This is a genomic window from Janthinobacterium sp. 13 (genome assembly GCF_002749695.1).
Classification (GTDB): domain Bacteria; phylum Pseudomonadota; class Gammaproteobacteria; order Burkholderiales; family Burkholderiaceae_D; genus Janthinobacterium; species Janthinobacterium kumbetense.
Genome location: NZ_PEEQ01000001.1, coordinates 4,278,162 through 4,295,956 on the forward strand (window position 1 = coordinate 4,278,162; position 17,795 = coordinate 4,295,956).

Annotated in this window: 13 protein-coding genes; 11 read left to right on the top strand and 2 right to left on the bottom strand. The window is 65.3% G+C overall.

Annotated features, from left to right (window positions below; all coding sequences use genetic code 11):
• The first annotated feature begins 73 nt into the window (after positions 1-73).
• The 10 genes from CLU94_RS18745 to CLU94_RS18790 all read left to right on the top strand — a co-directional run bounded on the left by CLU94_RS18745 (position 74) and on the right by CLU94_RS18790 (position 10,939).
• Positions 74-1,345: an ABC transporter substrate-binding protein gene (locus tag CLU94_RS18745; protein WP_099666742.1), complete on the top strand. Its 1,272-nt coding sequence runs from the start codon at positions 74-76 to the stop codon at positions 1,343-1,345.
• Between the two features lie 114 nt (positions 1,346-1,459).
• Positions 1,460-2,356 carry a carbohydrate ABC transporter permease gene (locus CLU94_RS18750; RefSeq protein ID WP_218965307.1) on the top strand — a complete coding sequence of 299 codons (897 nt, stop codon included), beginning with the start codon at positions 1,460-1,462 and terminating at the stop codon, positions 2,354-2,356.
• Positions 2,344-3,171 carry a carbohydrate ABC transporter permease gene (locus tag CLU94_RS18755; protein WP_099666743.1) on the top strand — a complete coding sequence of 276 codons (828 nt, stop codon included), beginning with the start codon at positions 2,344-2,346 and terminating at the stop codon, positions 3,169-3,171. Before CLU94_RS18750 ends, CLU94_RS18755 begins: the two co-directional genes overlap by 13 nt.
• Positions 3,172-3,192: 21 nt before the next feature.
• Positions 3,193-4,233: an NAD(P)-dependent alcohol dehydrogenase gene (locus CLU94_RS18760; RefSeq protein ID WP_099666744.1), complete on the top strand. Its 1,041-nt coding sequence runs from the start codon at positions 3,193-3,195 to the stop codon at positions 4,231-4,233.
• Positions 4,234-4,235: 2 nt separating this feature from the next.
• A complete protein-coding gene (locus CLU94_RS18765; protein ID WP_099666745.1) occupies positions 4,236-5,363 on the top strand; it encodes an ABC transporter ATP-binding protein in 1,128 nt (375 codons plus the stop codon).
• A gap of 42 nt (positions 5,364-5,405) precedes the next feature.
• Positions 5,406-6,296, top strand: a complete 891-nt coding sequence (locus tag CLU94_RS18770; RefSeq protein WP_099666746.1) for an AraC family transcriptional regulator — start codon at positions 5,406-5,408, stop codon at positions 6,294-6,296.
• A gap of 17 nt (positions 6,297-6,313) precedes the next feature.
• Positions 6,314-7,783: a xylulokinase gene (xylB, locus tag CLU94_RS18775; protein ID WP_099666747.1), complete on the top strand. Its 1,470-nt coding sequence runs from the start codon at positions 6,314-6,316 to the stop codon at positions 7,781-7,783.
• An 85-nt stretch (positions 7,784-7,868) separates the two neighbouring features.
• Positions 7,869-8,528 (top strand): TetR/AcrR family transcriptional regulator, encoded by a 660-nt coding sequence (locus tag CLU94_RS18780; protein WP_257218871.1) that lies wholly within the window; start codon positions 7,869-7,871, stop codon positions 8,526-8,528.
• Positions 8,512-9,084 carry a cytochrome b gene (locus tag CLU94_RS18785; protein ID WP_099666748.1) on the top strand — a complete coding sequence of 191 codons (573 nt, stop codon included), beginning with the start codon at positions 8,512-8,514 and terminating at the stop codon, positions 9,082-9,084. Before CLU94_RS18780 ends, CLU94_RS18785 begins: the two co-directional genes overlap by 17 nt.
• A gap of 229 nt (positions 9,085-9,313) precedes the next feature.
• A complete protein-coding gene (locus CLU94_RS18790) occupies positions 9,314-10,939 on the top strand; it encodes a methyl-accepting chemotaxis protein (protein WP_099666749.1) in 1,626 nt (541 codons plus the stop codon).
• On the opposite strand, the gene CLU94_RS18795 is transcribed toward CLU94_RS18790, so the two are convergent.
• The gene (locus CLU94_RS18795) at positions 10,936-13,101 is read right to left on the bottom strand and encodes a TonB-dependent siderophore receptor (RefSeq protein ID WP_099666750.1); all 2,166 of its coding nucleotides are present in this window, start codon (positions 13,099-13,101) and stop codon (positions 10,936-10,938) included. The genes CLU94_RS18790 and CLU94_RS18795 overlap by 4 nt on opposite strands.
• Before the next feature lie 407 nt (positions 13,102-13,508).
• Here CLU94_RS18795 and CLU94_RS18800 point away from each other — a divergent pair, with 407 nt between their 5' ends.
• Positions 13,509-15,323, top strand: coding sequence for a putative bifunctional diguanylate cyclase/phosphodiesterase (locus CLU94_RS18800; RefSeq protein ID WP_077408092.1), 1,815 nt, complete (start codon positions 13,509-13,511; stop codon positions 15,321-15,323).
• On the opposite strand, the gene CLU94_RS18805 is transcribed toward CLU94_RS18800, so the two are convergent.
• The gene (locus CLU94_RS18805; protein ID WP_099666751.1) at positions 15,314-17,761 is read right to left on the bottom strand and encodes a TonB-dependent siderophore receptor; all 2,448 of its coding nucleotides are present in this window, start codon (positions 17,759-17,761) and stop codon (positions 15,314-15,316) included. The two genes, CLU94_RS18800 and CLU94_RS18805, sit on opposite strands and share 10 nt — an antisense overlap.
• Between the last annotated feature and the right edge of the window lie 34 nt (positions 17,762-17,795).

The window sequence follows — 17,795 nt, forward strand, 5'->3', positions numbered from 1 at the left end:
TGATGCGCCGTCTTTGTTTTTATAGTGGTTTCACCGGTGGAAAACCGCCGGACTATAAAAATGGAGACGTGTTATGAAAATCATGACTGCTGTTGCATGGGGCGCCCTCATGTCCGCCGGGTTTGCAGACGCCTCGGCGCAAAGCTGCTCGGTGCCCGTGATCAAGGTGCTGGCGCAAAAAAGCCTGGGCCTGACGGTGATGGAAAAGACCCTCGCCGAGTATGAAAAGAAAAGCGGCACCAAGGTACAAATCAGCTATTTCGGCGAAAACGACCGCCGCTCCAAGGCCAGGCTCGATGCTTCCACCAAGGCCGGCTCCTACCAGATCTACTACATCGACGAAGCCAACGTGGCCGAATTTGCCACGGCCGGCTGGGTCGTCCCCCTGCTCAAATACCTGCCCAAGGAAGCCGACTACGACGACTTCCTGCCGGGCCGCCGCGCCGTCGCCTCCTACAAGGGCGTGGCGTATTTCGCGCCCCTGATCGGCGGCAGCGACTTCCTGTTCTACCGCCGCGACCTGCTGGAAAAGGCCGGCATTGCCGTGCCGAAGACGCTCGACGAACTGGTCGCCGCCGTCAAGAAAATGAACAGCCCGCCGAATGTCTACGGCTGGGCAGCGCGGGGCCAGCGCGGCTCGGGCATGAATGTCTGGCGCTGGTCGCCGTTCATGCTGGCCGCCGGCGGCAAGTGGGAAAAGGATGGCGTGCCGAATTTCAATTCGCCGCAGGCCGTGAAAGCGACCACCCTGTACCGCGACCTGTTCAAGTATTCGCCGCCGGGCGGCGCCACCTACGACTGGAGCAATGCGCTCGAAGCGTTCAGGTCGGGCAAGGTGGCCTTCATGATCGAGTCGACGCCCTTCGCCGACTGGATGGAAGACCCGAAAAAATCGTCGGTGGTCGACAAGGTCGGCTACGTGCGCCCGCCCGCGCCGCTGGCGTCGGCCGCGTACGGCCATGGCCTGGCCATTTCCGCCACGGGCGCCAAAGATGAATGCACGCGCCAGGCGGCCGGCAAGTTCATCGCTTTCGCCACGGGCAAGGAGCAGGAACAGGCGCGCCTGAAGGACAACGTCTTCAGCGACTACAACCGCACCAGCACCATCAACAGCGACTACTTCCGCAAGCACGTCAAGCCGCAGATCCAGGCGGGCCTGACGGACACCACGCCCGTCTCGCGCGTCACCATCTGGCCTAGCCCAGAGTGGCCGGACATCGGCGACAACCTGGGCGTGGTGCTGGAAGAAGTGTTTACGGGCACGCGCGGCGACGTGCAGAGCGCGCTCGATGAGGCGAATGAGTATGCGACGGAAGTGATGCAGCGGGCCAACAGGCGTAAATAAGCCCTTATCGCCAACGACTCCACCAGCTAAAACCAGGGGTCAGACCCGACGGGTCTGACCCCAGCTCTTGCTTTTGGGGTAACGCCAGCGCTTGTCCGTTCTCGTTTGAAAGCCATGACCATGCCGCATTCCATCCGTAAAAAACGCCACACCTGGCTGCCGGCCGTCTTCCTGACGCTGCCGCTGCTGGTCCTGCTGATACTGGGCCTGGTGCCCACCATCGCCGCCATCAACCTGGCCCTGCAAAACCGCGTGCTGCGCTACAGCGACAGCGACTACGTCGGCTTTTCCAATTTTCTCCGCCTGTTCGGCGACCGCCGCTTCATCAATGCCGTGCAGGTGTCGGCCATCTGGGAAGTAGTGACCGTGGCCGGCTCGCTGATCGTCGGCGTGCTGCTGGCCGTGTTCCTGTTCGAAAGGGTCAAGGGCCGCACCCGCGACATCATCGCGCTGCTCCTGATCGTGCCCGTGCTGCTGCCGCGCGTGTCGGCCGCCTTTATCTGGAAGTTCATGTATTCGCCGCTGATGGGCATTTTGAACTGGCTGCTGGAAATCGTGGGCCTGGGCGGCACGGCCTTGCTGTCCGACCCTGCCACGGCCCTGTACGCGGTGGCGCTGGTCGACATCTGGCAGTGGGGCCTGTTCTTCGGCGCCGTCATCCTGAAGCTGCTGGAAACCCTGCCCGCCGAACCGCTGGAAGCGGCGCGCCTCGACTACGCCAGCACGCTGCAGGTGTATGCGTATATCGCGCTGCCCATGCTGAAGGTGCCCATCATGAGCCTCGTGTTCATCAAGATGGTCGAGTCGCTGCGCTCGTTCGACCTGATCTACGTGATGACCAAGGGCGGCCCCGGCATCTCCACCGAAACGCTGGACATGTATGCGTACGCGCAAGGCATAGGCCTGATGGGCAAGGTGTCGTATGCGTCCAGCATGGCCGTGCTGATGATGCTGGCCACGACCATTATTTTTACATTGCTCTGGAAGCGGGTCGCCAAATGGGAAAACTGACTGTTACGCGCGGCCTTGGCGCCGTCACCACCACTGCCATCACCACGGTGATCGTCCTGGTGGCGCTGTTTCCCATCCTGTGGGCCGTGCTCAATTCCTTCAAGGAGCTGATGGACATCGTCACGCCCGTGCCGCGCTTTTTCTTCAGCCCGACCCTGGCCAACTACAAGCAGGTGCTGGCCAGTCCGGAAGTGCTGACGGGACTGGGCAACAGCGTGGCCATCGTCGGCGTGGCCGTGCTCCTGGGCGCCGTGCTGGGCGTGCCGGCCGCGTATGCGATCGCCCGCTATCCGGTTCCCGCCAAGAAGGATATCCAGTTCTTCCTGCTGTCCTTGCGCTTCTTGCCGCCCGTGGCCGTCGCCATTCCACTGATTTCGATCTGGATCGACCTGGGCTTGTACGACTCGCGCCTGTCGATGGTGGTGACGTATCTGCTGGTGACCCTGTCGACCATCATCTGGCTGTCGATTCCCGCCTTTGCGCGCATCCCGAAAGAGATCGAGGAAGCGGCGGCGCTGGACGGCTACGGCCCTTACCAGGTGTTCTGGCACGTGGCCCTGCCGGTGGCCTCTAAAACCCTGATGGGCGGTATCGTCTTCAGCTTCGTGCTGGTCTGGAATGAACTGATGATCGCGCTGGCGCTCACCTCGTCGAAAAGCATGACCCTGCCCGTGGTGGCGTCGGCGTTTACCTCGATGGGGCAGGAAGTGCCGTGGGGCGTGGTGAACGCTTCCACCGTGCTGCTGGCGCTGCCGCCGCTGCTGTTCGTCGGCATCCTGGGCCGGTTGCTTAACTCCATGCTCAAACATAAATAACGATAAACAAGGAAGACAATCATGCAAGCACTCGTACTGGAACAGGCGCATTCAATCACCTTGCGCGACATCGACGTGCCGCTCGCCGTCGGCCCGCGCGACGTGAAAATCAGGATTCATACCGTGGGCATCTGCGGCAGCGACGTGCATTACTTCAAGCACGGCAGGATCGGCCCCTTCGCCGTCGAGGCGCCGATGGTGCTCGGCCACGAGGCCTCCGGCGTGGTGGCGGAAGTGGGCGATGAAGTCACGCACCTGAAGGTGGGCGACCGGGTCTGCATGGAGCCGGGCGTGCCGCAGTTCGATTCGCCGGCCACCATGCGCGGCCTGTACAACCTCGATCCCGCCGTGCGCTTCTGGGCCACGCCGCCCATCCACGGCTGCCTCACGCCGTATGTCGTGCATCCGGCCTCGTTCACCTTCAAGCTGCCCGACAACGTCAGCTTCGGCGAAGGCGCCATCGTCGAACCGCTGGCCATCGGCTTGCAGGCGGCGAAAAAGGCGGCCATCAAGCCGGGTGATGTGGCCGTGGTGATCGGCGCGGGCACCATCGGCGCCATGAACACCCTGGCCGCGCTGGCGGGCGGCTGCTCGCGCGTGATCCTGGCCGACCTGGTGCCGGAAAAGCTGGCCCTGTTCGCCGGCAATCCCGCCGTGACCACGGTCGACGTGCGCCAGGCCAGCCTGGCCGACACGGTGCGCGAGGCTACCGATGGCTGGGGCGCCGACATCGTCTTCGAGGCCAGCGGCAGCATGCGCGCCTACGACAACATCGTCGACTTGCTGTGCCCGAACGGTTGCCTGGTGCTGGTCGGCATGCCGCCGGATAAGGTGCCTTTGGATGTCGTCGCCATCCAGGCCAAGGAAGTGCGCATCGAATCAGTCTTCCGCTACGCGAATATCTTCCCGCGCGCCATCGCCTTGCTGGCCTCCGGCAAGATCGATGTGAAGCCTTTCATTTCGCGCACCTTCGGCTTTGCCGACGGCGTGCAGGCGTTCGAGGAAGCGGCCAAGGGTCATCCGCGCGACGTCAAGATCCAGATCGAACTGGCGGGAGACTGATCATGGCAAATATCGCCTGCAGGCAGCTGCACAAGACGTATGACGAGAAGACGGCCGTGCTGCAGCCGTTCGACCTGGAAATCGATGACGGCGAATTCATCGTCCTGCTGGGGCCATCGGGCTGCGGCAAGTCGACCTTGCTGCGCATGATCGCGGGCCTGGAAGACATCAGCGGCGGCGAGCTGCTGATCGGCGGCGCCGTCGTTAACGACTTGCCGCCCCGCGCGCGCAACGTGGCGATGGTATTCCAGAACTACGCGCTGTATCCGCACATGACGGTGTACGACAATATCGCCTTCGGCCTGCGCCGCCTGAAGGTGCCGAACGACGAGATCGAGCGTCGCGTGCGCGAGGTGGCGGCCATTCTCAGCCTGGACAGCCTGCTCGATCGCAAGCCTCGCGCCATGTCGGGCGGCCAGCAGCAGCGCACGGCGATTGCGCGCGCCATGATCAAGACGCCGCAGGTGTTCCTGTTCGACGAACCGCTGTCGAACCTCGATGCCAAGCTGCGTGCGCAGCTGCGCGCCGACATCAAGCGCTTGCACCGTCGCCTGCGCACCACCACGTTGTACGTCACGCACGACCAGCTCGAAGCGATGACCCTGGCCGACAGGGTGGTGCTGATGAAGGGCGGGCATATCGAGCAGATCGGCACGCCGGCGGAGCTGTACAACCACCCGCGCACCCTGTTTGCGGCTGGCTTCATCGGCACGCCAGCCATGAACTTCATCGATGGCGTTGTCGAAAAAGAGGGCGGGCAAACGGTGCTGGTGTGCGCCGGCTACCGCTGGCCCCTGGTGTCGCCACGCTTCGCCGCGCTGGCGGCGGGTTCGCGCGTGGTCTTCGGCCTGCGTCCGAATCATTTGCGGGCGGCGCCAGCACAGGCACGAACGCAGGCACCGGCTGGCACGCATGGCCTGGCGTGCGTGGTCGACCTGGTCGAGCTGCTGGGCGCGGAAGCGCTGATCAGTTTTCAGTGCGGCGCCTTGACCTTGTCGGCGCTGCTGCCGGCGAATGCGGCCAACAGCGCGGCGCAGGTAGGGCAGACCCTGGCGCTGGCCTTCGACGAAGAGCACGTGCATCTGTTCGACGCCGACAGCGGGCTGGCCGTGGCGCCCGGTGGTCAGTAAGTGGTTAGAATAGGGTGACCAAGACCGTGCAAGGGAACTGCCGTGACGCCTGACCTGGAACTGATCCACAAACCGATCCACGAATCGTTTCGCGCGTGGGCGCACGGCTTTCCGCACACCGTGGCGAAATGGCATTTTCATCCCGAGTACGAGCTGCACTTCATCATTACATCGAGCGGAAAATTTTTTATCGGCGACCATATCGGCAGTTACGGGGCGGGCAATCTGATCCTGACAGGGCCGAACCTGCCGCACAACTGGGTCAGCGAACTGCCGGAAGGCGTGGTCCTGCCCGAGCGCGACCTGGTGCTGCAGTTTTCCAGCGACTTCATCGAACGTTGCGCGCTGCTGTTCCCGGAGATGGCGCCCCTGAAAGCCCTGCTGGGCGAGGCAGGCAGGGGCTTGCAGTTTCCCGATGCGCTGGGCCTGCGCCTGGTGCCGCTGATGAAGGAATTGACGACGGCGCAGGGCTTGCGCCGCGTCGAACTGTTTACGCGCCTGTTCGGCGAGCTGTGCGACTGCCGCGAGCGGCGCCCGCTGGCCAGCGTCACCTACATGGCGCAGGCGGGGCGCTACATGTCGTCGACGATCAACCTGGTGCTGGCCTATATCAAGCAGAACATCACGCTCGATTTCTGCGAGCAGGACGTGGCCGACGTGGCGGAAATGAACACCTTGAAATTCACGCGTTTCTTCCGCAAGCATACGGGCACCTCGTTCATTCAATACGTGAACCAGGAGCGCATCGCTCTGGCCTGCGAGCTGCTGATGAACACGGACATGAAGGTTACCGATATCTGCTACCGCACTGGATTCAACAACCTTTCCAATTTCAACCGCCAGTTTTTGGCCCACAAGCAGATGTCGCCGTCGAAATTCCGCTCCTGCCTGCTGATGAACATGCCCGAGCCGTCAGGCGACGGCCATTCTTAACTTTCTTTTGGAATCAAATGACTTATCTCGGTATCGATATCGGCACTTCCGAAGTCAAGGCCATCCTCACCGATGACGCCCAGGCCATCCTTGCCAGCGCCGGCGTGACCCTGCGCGTCTCCAGTCCCCATCCCGGCTGGTCGGAACAGAATCCCGAGGATTGGTGGCATGCCACCCTGGACGTCATCGCCGCCATCCGCGTCGCGCAGCCGGTGGCGTTTTCCGGCCTGCGCGGCATCGCCCTGTCGGGCCAGATGCATGGCGCCACCCTGCTCGACAAGCAGCAGCACGTGCTGCGCGCGGCCATCCTGTGGAACGATACGCGCGCGTTTGCCGAATGCGTGGAACTGGAAGCATTGGTGCCCGAGTCGCGCGCCATCACGGGCAACCAGGCCATGCCGGGTTTTACGGCGCCCAAGCTGCTGTGGCTGCAAAAGTACGAACCGTCGCTGTTCCGCGCCACGGCCAAGGTCTTGCTGCCGAAGGATTACGTGGCCCTGCGCCTGACGGGCGAGTATGTGTCCGACATGTCCGACGCTTCCGGCACCCTGTGGCTGGACGTGGCCAGGCGCGACTGGTCCGAGCGCATGCTGGCCGCCACGGGTTTGTCGCGCGAGCACATGCCGCGCCTCGTCGAAGGTAGCGCCGCCGCCGCGCAGGTGCGATCCTCGCTGTGCCAGGAATGGGGCATCGCGCACACGGTGCTGCTGGCCGGCGGCGCGGGCGATAACGCGGCCGCCGCCGTGGGCCTTGGCGTGGTGGAGCCGGGGGCCGGCCTGCTGTCGCTGGGCACGTCCGGCGTGCTGTTCGCCGGCAGTGACGGTTTTGCGCCGAATCCGGGCCAGGGCGTGCATGCGTTCTGCCATTGCCTGCCCGAGCGCTGGCACCAGATGAGCGTGATCCTCAGCGCCGCCTCCAGCCTCAGTTGGGTGGCGCGGCTAACGCAGTCGGGCGACATCGGCGAACTGGCAAGGCTGGCGGAAAACGTCGAGGCGCGCACGGCACCCATCTTCCTGCCGTATTTGAGCGGCGAACGCACGCCGCACAACGACGCCTCCGCGCGCGGCGTGTTTTTCGGCCTGTCGACGGAACACGGGCGCGCCGAGCTGGCCTACAGCGCGATGGAAGGCGTGGCCTTTGCCATGGCCGACGGCAATGCGGCCCTGCGCAGCGCCGGCACGCAGCTGCAGGAAGCGTCATTCGTGGGCGGCGGTTCGCGCAGCCGCTTCTGGGCCCAGCTATGCGCGAATGCGTCCGGCCTGGACGTGCTGCGCCACGACCATGGCGTGGCCGGCGGCACCATGGGCGCGGCGCGCCTGGCGCAGATGGCGGTGACGGGCTTGCCGCCCGCGCAGGTGTGCACGCGCCCGCCCGTGCAGGAAACGGTGGCGCCGCAAGCGTCCGCCGTGCTGGACGACCGCCTGGCGCGCTACCGGCGCCTGTATCCGCTGCTGCGCGCGGAGTTCGCGGGAGCGGCTGCGCACTGACGCCGGCAGGTATTTTTGCATTGACATACGCAACGTATGTCAATAACATGCTTTCACATACGCTACGTATGTGAAAGGACTGTCCATGCCCGTCTCCACCGTATCACCCCCGCGCCGCAGCCGCAGCAGCATGATCGAGGAAACCCGCGCCCGGCTGCTGGCGGCGGCGCGCCATGCGTTCGCCGAGCAGGGGTATGCGAATACCTCGATGGATGATTTCACGGCCGCCGCCGGCCTGACCCGCGGCGCGCTGTACCACCATTTCGGCAGCAAGGAAAAATTGCTGCTTGCCGTGATCGATCAACTCGAGGGCGAAGTGGGCGAGCGCCTGCAAGCCATGGCGGACGCCGCGCCCTCTTCGTGGCAAGCGTTTCGCCGCCGCTGCCAGGGCTACCTGGAACTGGCGCTGGTGCCCGAATTGCGCCGCATCATCCTGCAGGATGCGCGCGCCATGTTCGGCGACGTGCCGCAGGCGCACCAGAGCGTCGGCGTCGCCGCGTTGCAGGCGGCGCTGCAGGGGTTGATCGATGAAGGCGTGGCGCTGCCTGCGCATACTGGCGTGACGGCCCGCATGCTGTATGGCGCCGTGACCGAAGCGGCCTTCTGGATCGCCGAAGCCGATGGCGACCCGCCCGCGCGGCTGGCCATGTCGCTGGCGGCCCTCGACAAGCTGCTCACCGGCCTGCTGGCCGACCCCGCATCCGCTTTCACTTCCCAGGAACCGTCCCATGCAATGGAAAAATAACGCCGACCGTTTTGGCGCGCTCGCCAAGTTCTTTCACTGGACCAGCGCCGCCGCCTTTATCGGCGCGTATGTCGTTGTCTACTATGTGATCTGGTTCCTGGACGAGGAGGCGCCCGGTACGCTGGCTGTATTGAACGTGCACTGGATGCTGGGCTTGCTGGTGGGCGCGCTGGTGCTGCCGCGCCTGGCGTGGCGGCTGCTCGACGTGCAGCCGCAGGACCCGCCCGGCTCCGCGCTGGAGCACAAACTGGCGCACGCCGCGCACTGGGGCTTGTATGGCCTGCTGATCGCGCTGCCCCTGACCGGCTACGTGGGCACGGGCCTGCATACCGACTTTGGCCTGTTTGCCGTGCCGAGCTTTCGCGATACGGCGCTGTTCGAGTCGATGGCGACGACTTTCGGCATGACCTGGGAAAGCTTCGAGGCGCCGGTGGATAGCGTGCACCACTTCCTGGGCAAATGGGTGGCCTGGGGCGTGGTGGGCCTGCATGTGCTGGCCGCCGTGTTCCATCACCGCGTGCGCAAGGACGATGTACTGACCCGCATGCTGCCTTGATGCGGGTACGGGCAAGCTTGCCCGGATGACCATGACGGTGACGGAAAATCATGACCATCCAGTCAACCTTGCGCTGTAATTTGTTGTTTCTATGTTGAAAGTGTTTCTCTAACGAAAGCGCTGCTTGGTTTTTCACGGGGCGCGCCCCATGATTTCCCTATTTGGTGAGAATTGGATAGTTTTGGTGGCGCCTTTGTTGCCATCCTGTTCTTGCCGCCGGGAGAAACACATGCAACTCGCGAATCTGAAAATCTCCGTCCGCCTGGGTCTGTTGGGCGCCTTCTTCTTTCTTGCGCTGGTGTTCGTTGGCGCGCGTGGCTGGAGCGCGCTCGACGCGGCCAGTGCGCGCAGCGCGGACGCCATGCAGCGCTCCGTCGCCTTGACGGAAGCGGTCGACGCGGCGCGCAGCGCGCAGGTGGAATTCAAGATCCAGGTGCAGGAATGGAAAAACATCCTGCTGCGCGGCGGCGATGCGGCCGCCTTCCAGCGCTACCGCGAAGCGTTTGTCGCCAGCGGCGCGCAGACGCGCAAGGAATTGAAAAGCCTGCAGGCGATGATGGGCGCATTAAAACTCGACACGGCACCCGTGGAGCAGGCGCTGCAGGCGCACGACGCGCTGGGCGTGAGCTACCTGGCGGCGCTGCAAAAGTATGACGGCGCGCGCACCGACAGCGCGCAGGCCGTCGATGCGCTGGTCAAGGGCATGGACCGCGAACCGACACGCCAGATCGACGCCATCGTCACGGCCATCGGCAAGCAGTCGCACGCCCTGATGGCGCAGATGAAGGAGCAGGATGATGCCGCGCACCGCAGCGCCAGCATCGCCATGCTGGCCACCGTGCTGGTGACCCTGGTCGTGGGCTCCGTCACCGTGTGGTGGCTGATCCGCAGCATCACGGTGCCGCTGGGCGCGGCCGTCGGCATCGCCCAGCAGGTGGCGGCCGGCGACTTGCGCGCCGTGGTGGCCGACGGCAGCCGCGATGAAATCGGCGACCTGCTGCGCGCCTTGAAGGCGATGAGCGGCAACCTGGCCGCCATCGTGGGACGGGTGCGCGCCGGCACGGACGCCATCGCCACGGCGTCCGCTGAAATCGCCAGCGGCAATATGGACCTGTCGTCGCGCACGGAGGAGCAAGCCAGTTCGCTGGAAGAAACGGCCGCCTCGATGATCGAGCTGACGTCCACCGTGCGGCAGAATAACGACAACGCGGACCAGGCGCGCCAGCTGGCCGGCGGCGCTTCCGACGTGGCGCAGCGCGGCGGCGAGGCCGTGGCGCAGGTGGTGCAGACCATGAGCCATATCAATGCCTCGTCGAAGCGCATCGTCGACATCATCGCCGTCATCGACGGTATCGCCTTCCAGACGAATATCCTGGCCCTGAATGCGGCGGTGGAAGCGGCGCGCGCGGGCGAGCAGGGACGCGGCTTCGCCGTCGTGGCGACGGAAGTGCGCAACCTGGCGCAGCGCTCGGCCGCAGCGGCCATGGAAATCAAGCAGCTGATCGGCGAATCCGTGCGCACGGTGGAAGAGGGCAGCGTGCTGGCCGGCCAGGCGGGGCGCACGATGGATGACGTGGTGAGCAGCGTGCAGCGCGTCAACGCCATCATTGGCGAGATCGCCGTGGCCAGCGTGGAGCAGCGCGACGGCATCGAACAGATCAGCATCGCCATCAGCCAGATGGATGGCGTGACGCAGCAGAACGCGGCCCTGGTGGAGCAGGCCGCCGCCGCCGCAGACGCGCTGCAGCAGCAGGCGGCCAGCCTGGCCGACGCCGTCAGCATCTTCAAGCTGCATGCGGCGCCGGCGCTGGCGTCGACGCCGGAACTGAAGCCGGCCCGGCTGGCGCTGGCTTAAAACGTGTACTTCGCCGTCAGCACGGCGCTGCGCGGATCGCCGAATGCATTGCCACTGTCGATGCTGCTGATGGCCTGGTAGTAGCTGCGGTCGAAGACGTTGGTCACGCTCAGGCGCACGTCGAGCTGGCGGTTCACTTGCCAGCCCGCGTTCAGGTCGGCCACCGCGTAGCCGCCCTGGCGGATGGCGCTGTTGGTCTTGTAGATCTGGTTCTGCGCCCGTAGCGCGCCGCCGACGCGCCACGCATCGGACAGGCGATAGCTGGTGGACAGGCGCAGCAGGCGGCTGGGGCGCTCGGCCGCATAGCGCGCGCCGACGGCATTGCTGCCTTGCGCCTTGGCGTATTCGGCCGTGTTGTAGGTAAAGCCCGCGCTCACCTGCCAGCGCGGCGTCAACGCGCCGGACACGCTCAGTTCAAACCCGTCGCTGCGCACTTCACCGGCCGCCTCGGAGCAAGACAGCAGGCCGGGACCGCACTGCGTCAGCGGCAGCGCTGTCGCCAGGTTCTTTTGCACGATGCGGAACACGGCCGCCGAGGCGTTCAGCGCGCCGCCGAAGTACTCGCCCTTCACGCCCGCTTCCATGTTGATGCCCGTGACGGGATCGAGCAGCACGCCATTCCTGTCGACGGCGCTTTGCGGATTGAAGATGCTGGTCCAGCTGCCGTACAGCGAATGGTGGGCGTCGACGTCGTACACCAAGCCGGCATATGGCGTGACTTCCCGGCTCACCTTGTAGCCGGAGCGCGCGCCCGAAAACGTGTTGATGGCGCGATAGTCGTACCAGTCGACGCGGCCGCCCACCAGCAGGGCCAGCGGATCGGCCAGGCTGAAGCGGGCCGTCGTGTAGACGCCCGTCTGCTTCGTCTTGCTGTCCTGGCCATAATAGAAGGTGCCGATCGCGGGTTTCACGGGCGCGCCCGTATCCCAGCGCACGGGGTTGAAGGTGTAGCTGTAGTCGGGCACCGACTTGTAGCCCTTGTCCTCGGTATCGCGCGTGCGGTAGTTGGCGCCGAAGACGATTTCATGGCGGCGGCCCAGCAGGCTGAAAGGACCGGCTGCCTGCGCATCGACTATGCGCTGCTGGCGGTCGTAGACAAAGGCGTTGGCCGCGCTGAGGCGGAACAGATTTGTCTTCGGCACGCGGGCGATGCCCGTGACGACGGAGTCGAGTTCGTCCTGCAGCGCCTGCGCCGCCAGTTTGACCTTCCAGCCGTCGCCCAGCCGGTGTTCGAGTTCGGCGAACAGGCGCGTGTTTTTCTTGTTCCAGAAGGTCCAGTCGGGCGCGTTGCTGGCCGAGCGGTCGAGCGGCAGGAAACTGCCGTCGAGCGCCGTTGGCAAGCCGTACCACGTGGAGCCGGGATTGCGCTCGTCGTTGACGTGAAAGCCCACGCTCAGGGTCGTGTCGCGCGACAGGTCGGCATCGGCGGTGGCGTAGAGCAGGGCGCGCTTGTGGCGGTAGTTCGAGATGAACGTGTCGGTATCCTGGTAGGCGGCCACGGCGCGTCCGCGCAGGCTGCCCGCCTGGTTCAATGCGCCGCGCGCATCGACTTCGCCGCGGTAGTCGTTGTAGCGGCCGATGCTGCCCGTGAGCGACACCTCGTTCTGCGCCGTGGGGCGCTTGCGCACGAAATTCATCGTGCCCGACGGGTTGCCCACGCCATTGAGCATGCCGGCCGCGCCGCGCAGGATTTCGACGCGGTCGTACATGGCCAGGGTGGCGAAACCGAGGGTGTCGCCGTCGGCCGACATGGTCAGGCCGTCTTCCGTGAAATTGCTGATCGAGAAACCGCGCGAATAAAAGCTGGCCCGCTCGGTGGCGCCCTTGTTCAGGCTCAGCCCCGGCGTGACATTGGCGATGTCCTCGACCGAGCGGATATTCATGTCGTCCATTTGCTGGCGTGTGACGACGCTGACCGATTGCGGCGTCTCGCGCACGGACAGGTTCAGGCGCGTGGCCGCGTTCATGCTGCCGCTGGTGTAGGAGCCGCTGCCTTCGGTGATGGCGGAGGCGGCCTGCGCGTTGACGCGCACCTCGGGCAGATTCTGTTCCTGCTGCTGCGTCTGGCCATGGGCTGGTGCACCCAGGGTGCCGAGAATGGCCGCGGCCATGAGGGTCGGCGCCAACGCGGCGGCCTTCCGCTGTGCGCTGTGTATTGTCATTGATTACTCCCGGTGTCGCGATGATGTGGTGGATGAAGCAGGCGGATGCCTGTTTCAAAATATGCGTCGCTGGGGGAGTGTTGCGCCTGGCTTGCCTGGCCATGCCGCTGCGGTCCTGGCGTGGGCGCAGGGACTCAGATGAATGGAGTTGATTCCCAAGAATGAGAATCATTCTCATTTTAGTGTTGCGCAGCAATTGTTGCAATAATTGGTGAGATTGTCTGTGGGAGGATTGCAACAGTGATCACGCCCCGCCGTGATTGACACCAGTCAAGCGGCGCCCGATCAGGCAAATATCGCGCCGGAATTCTTATATTATTTCCTTTCCGCATGGTTCCGCGCCCGGCCGCATGGCGCGCGTTGCAAAGGAAAAGCATGTCTTCCACCTCTTGCCTGCCGGGTGACGCATGACGACGCTGCTGCTGGCGCTGTGCCTGACCCTGGCCGTGATGCTGAGCGTGCTGCTGGCCTGCCAGTGGCAGGCGGCGCGCACGTGGCGCCTGCGCCATGCGACAGGCGTGGTGCTGCAGGCGGCGCAGGCGCAGCGCATGGCAGATGCGCTGGCGCTGCTGCACGCCTTGCCGGCGGCCGTCGTCGGCACCGACCACGCTGGCGTCGTGCGCTACTTGAATCCCCGCGCCAGCGCCATGGGCGGGCTGCTGGGCGACGATGGCCTGGGCCAGCCCGTGACGCAGTTGCTGCCGCTGTTCCATGACGGCACGCCCATCGATGCGGCGCGCCAGGTGCGCGATTGTGTGGCGCAGCAGGAAGTGCTGGAAGTGGCGCGCGGCGCTGTGCTGCTGCGCCATCTCGACGGCAAGCGCATCGACGTGCAGTACAGCTGCGCGCCGCTGGCGCAGGGCGGCGCGGTGCTGCTGCTGCACGATGTGTCGGCGCGCCGGCGCGCCGAGCAGCAACTGGAATTCATCGCCCACCACGACGGCTTGACGGGCTTGCCGAACCGGCTGCATTTCCAGATCCGCTTCGAGCACGGCATCGCCTACGCGCGCCGCCACCAGGCGTTGCTGGCGGTGCTGTTCGTCGATATCGACCGCTTCAAATCCATCAACGACAGCCTGGGGCACGACGTGGGCGACCAGGTGCTGACGGAGTTCGCGCGCCGGGTGCAGCAGTGCGTGCGCAAGGTCGACACGGTGGCGCGCCAGGGCGGCGACGAATTCATCATCCTGCTGACGGAATTGCGCACGGCGCACGATGCCGAGCGGGTGGCCGAGAAAATCGTCGGCGCCATCGCCGCCCCCTTCGTCATCGGCGAATACAGCCTGTCGGTGGCGGCCAGCGTGGGCGTGGCCCTGTACCCGGACGATGACGACGACGTCAATGCGCTGATCGAAAAGGCCGACCTGGCCATGTATGCGGCCAAGCGCCACGCGCCCGGCACCTGCCTGCGCTACGCGCCGCGCATGCAGACGCAATCGTATTCGCGCACCATCCTCGAGACGGCCTTGCGCCACGCGCTCGAACGCAATGAATTCGCCCTGTTCTACCAGCCGCGCATGGATTTGAAGACGCGCACGATCACGGGCGTGAAGGCGCTGCTGCGCTGGAAGCACCCGGAGCTGGGCCTGATGATGCCGCTCGACTTTTTACCGGTACTGGAGGAAATCGCCCTGATCCTGCCGGTGGGAGCGTGGGTGATGGCCACGGCGGTGGAGCAGGCGCGCAGGTGGATCGCGCAGGGGCAGATGCTGACGGTGTCCGTCAGCCTGTCGGCGCGCCAGTTCTACCAGCGCGACATCGCGCGCAATTTCGCCGCCGCGCTGGAAGCGGCCGGCGTGCCGGGGCATTGCATCGAGCTGGAAATCGCCGCCGGCATCCTGATCGACCGCAACCAGAACTGCGAATTGATATTGCGCCAGTTCCGCCAGCTGGGCATGGCGATCGCCATCAGCGATTTCGGCACGGGCGACGCTTCGCTCAATTACCTGAAGCGTTTTCCCACGGATGCCGTGAAGATCGAAAAGTGCTTCGTCGACGACGTGGGCAAGCCGGGCGGCGACGGCGCCATGGTGCGCGCCATCGTGGCGATGGCGCGCACGCTGGGATTGCGCACCATCGCCGGCGGGGTGGAAAGCGGCGAGCAGCTGGAACTGCTGGCCGAGATGGGCTGCGACGAGGCGTTTGGCTATTTCCTGGGCCGCGCCATGGCACCCGAGGGCATCGAGGTGCTGCTCAAAAGCAGTGAAGCCATTCAGAACTGATAGCGCAGCGACAGCATGGCGTTGCGCGGATCGCCGTAGTATCCGCCCATGCCCGTCGAGTAGTACTTCTTGTCGAAGACGTTATTCACGTTCAGGGTCGCCATCAGCTGCGGCGTGACCTGGTACTGCGCCATCAGTCCCGCCACGGCATACGCCTTCTGCGTGAAGCGTTCGCCGTTCGGCCCGCGGTCATCCATGTAGATATCGCTCTGCCAGTTCACGCCGCCGCCCAGCACCAGGCCCGGCACGCCCTGCACCAGGCGCCACGTGGTCCACAGCTTGGCCATGTTCTGCGGCTGGTTGGTCTGGATGCGCTCGCCGGCGGCGTTGCGGATGCGGCTATACGCATAGCTGGCCGTCAGCTGCCAGTCGGGGCGCAGCTGGCCCGATACTTCCACCTCGACGCCGCGCGTGGTGGCGCCCTTCACCGTGTGATAGGCGTAGGAGCCGCCGCCCGTGCCGATGATCCAGATGTTGCCCGGATCGGCTTCGGCCAGGTTTTCCTGCTTCAGCTGGAACAGGGCCGCGCTGGTGGTGAGCTTGCCGCCGAAGAATTCGCCCTTGGCGCCCACTTCGTAGTTCTTGCCTTCCAGCGGCGCCAGGAAGCGGCTGTTGACGTCGCGCTGGCTTTGCGGCGTGAAGATGCTGGTGTAGCTGGCGTAGGCCGACCAGTGCTGGCCCAGGTCGTAGACCAGGCCCGCATACGGCGTGATCTTGCTGTTTTCGCGCATGGCGTCGTACAGGTCCGTGTCGTTGAAATAATCGCTGCGGATGTCGCGCTTCCAGTACGACAGCCGCGCCCCGACAATCACCGACAGCGCGTCCGTCGGGCGCAGGCGCAGGGTCGAATACACGCCGCTTTCCCGCTCCCTGTCGTACGAGGAGCCCAGGCGCGTGTCGCTGTAGTCGGGCACCGGCATGGCGCCATGCCAGGCGTGGATATCCGGCACCGTGTAGTCGTAGCCGTCGAGGCGCCAGTTCGGGTAGATGGGGCCATTCGTCTTGAGTTCCGAGGCGCTCACGCCCAGCACCAGTTCATGCTTGCGGCCGAAGGCCTGGAACGGGCCGCTCACGTACGCGTCGAGCGAGGTCTGTTGCGGCTTGCTGTGCCAGTTGGCCAGCCACAGCTTCATGCCGCCGCCCGTCACGCGGTCCGGGTAGCCGTTGCCGGAAAAACCCTGCAGGGCGTCGTACTGGTTGCTGCTGCGGCTGACGGCCACCTTGGCGATCCAGTCGTTGTCGAAATAATGATCGAGCGTGGCGAACAGCATGTTCTGTTCGCGGTCATACGTGCTCCACGCAGCCGTGCCGTTCATCGAGCGGGGAAAATGGGTTTGCGAGCCGTCGGCGTAGAACACGGGGAATTCGCGCCCCGCGCCCTTGAGCTTTTCCTTTTGGTAGTTGATGCCGGCGCTGAGCACCGTCGAAGGCGACAGGTCCGCTTCGACGATGGCGTACAGTACGTCCTTTTTCTGCTGGTAGCGGTCGATGAACGAGCGCTGGTCTTCATGCGCGGCGACGAGGCGTGCGCGCACCTTGCCGTCCGCCGTCAAGGGCGTCGAGACATCGCCCTCGACGCGGTAACGGTCCCATGATCCCAGCTGCGCGCCGGCCGTGGCGGCAAACGTGCGGCCCGGGCGCTTGCGCACCAGGTTGATGGCGGCCGACGGGCTGCCCGTGCCGCTGATCAGGCCTGTCGCGCCGCGGATGACCTCGACGCGGTCGTAGATGGCCATGTCGTAGGTACGCGCTTCCAGGCTCTTGCTGGTCGGGATACCGTCGAACATGTACGACGTGACTTCGAAGCCGCGGGAAAACACCTGGTCGTATTCGCGCGTGCTCGACGAATGATCCACCGTGATGCCGGGCGCCTGCAGCAGCACGTCCTGCAGGGTCTTCAAGCCCTGGTCCTCGATCTGCTGGCGCGTGATGACGCTGACGGCTTGCGGCGTTTCGCGCAGCGACAGGTTCAGGCGCGTGGCGCTGGTCAGGCCTGCGTAGCCGCGCTTGCCTTCCGTGGTGCCGTCGCGCAGGGCGCTGGAGCTGACGGCCACTTCGCCCAGGGTGGCGGCGATCGGCGCGGCGGGCGATGCAGCGCCCGACTTGCGCAGCACGTAGCTGCGCTCCCCGCTGGGCAGTGCCTCGAGGCCCGTGCCGGCCAGCAGGCGGGCCAGCGCCTGCGGCACCGTGTAGCTGCCGCTCAGGCCCGGCGTGCGCACGCCCTGCAGCAGTTCGGCCGCCGCGCCCACGCTCACCTTCGCCTCGATGGCAAAGCCGGCGATGGCGGCGGACAGCTCGCCCGCCGGCACGTTGAAGGCCGTTTGCGCGGCCGCTGGCGCGGCGGCATCGGCCGCCATGGCCGGCGCTTGCGCCAGCGACAGCAGGAGCACGGCGCTGCCGATGGCGCGCGCGAGGGGAGTCAGACGAGGAGGGTGCATGGTCTTGCCTTTCCGGTGAGTGTCGTTGTAATAC

Coding starts and splice junctions, on each gene's coding strand:
- CLU94_RS18745 (WP_099666742.1), top strand. CDS start 74: ATGAAAATCATGACTGCTGTTGCATGGGGCGCCCTCATGTCCGCCGGG.
- CLU94_RS18750 (WP_218965307.1), top strand. CDS start 1,460: ATGACCATGCCGCATTCCATCCGTAAAAAACGCCACACCTGGCTGCCG.
- CLU94_RS18755 (WP_099666743.1), top strand. CDS start 2,344: ATGGGAAAACTGACTGTTACGCGCGGCCTTGGCGCCGTCACCACCACT.
- CLU94_RS18760 (WP_099666744.1), top strand. CDS start 3,193: ATGCAAGCACTCGTACTGGAACAGGCGCATTCAATCACCTTGCGCGAC.
- CLU94_RS18765 (WP_099666745.1), top strand. CDS start 4,236: ATGGCAAATATCGCCTGCAGGCAGCTGCACAAGACGTATGACGAGAAG.
- xylB (WP_099666747.1), top strand. CDS start 6,314: ATGACTTATCTCGGTATCGATATCGGCACTTCCGAAGTCAAGGCCATC.
- CLU94_RS18780 (WP_257218871.1), top strand. CDS start 7,869: ATGCCCGTCTCCACCGTATCACCCCCGCGCCGCAGCCGCAGCAGCATG.
- CLU94_RS18785 (WP_099666748.1), top strand. CDS start 8,512: ATGCAATGGAAAAATAACGCCGACCGTTTTGGCGCGCTCGCCAAGTTC.
- CLU94_RS18790 (WP_099666749.1), top strand. CDS start 9,314: ATGCAACTCGCGAATCTGAAAATCTCCGTCCGCCTGGGTCTGTTGGGC.
- CLU94_RS18795 (WP_099666750.1), bottom strand. CDS start 13,101: ATGACAATACACAGCGCACAGCGGAAGGCCGCCGCGTTGGCGCCGACC.
- CLU94_RS18800 (WP_077408092.1), top strand. CDS start 13,509: ATGACGACGCTGCTGCTGGCGCTGTGCCTGACCCTGGCCGTGATGCTG.
- CLU94_RS18805 (WP_099666751.1), bottom strand. CDS start 17,761: ATGCACCCTCCTCGTCTGACTCCCCTCGCGCGCGCCATCGGCAGCGCC.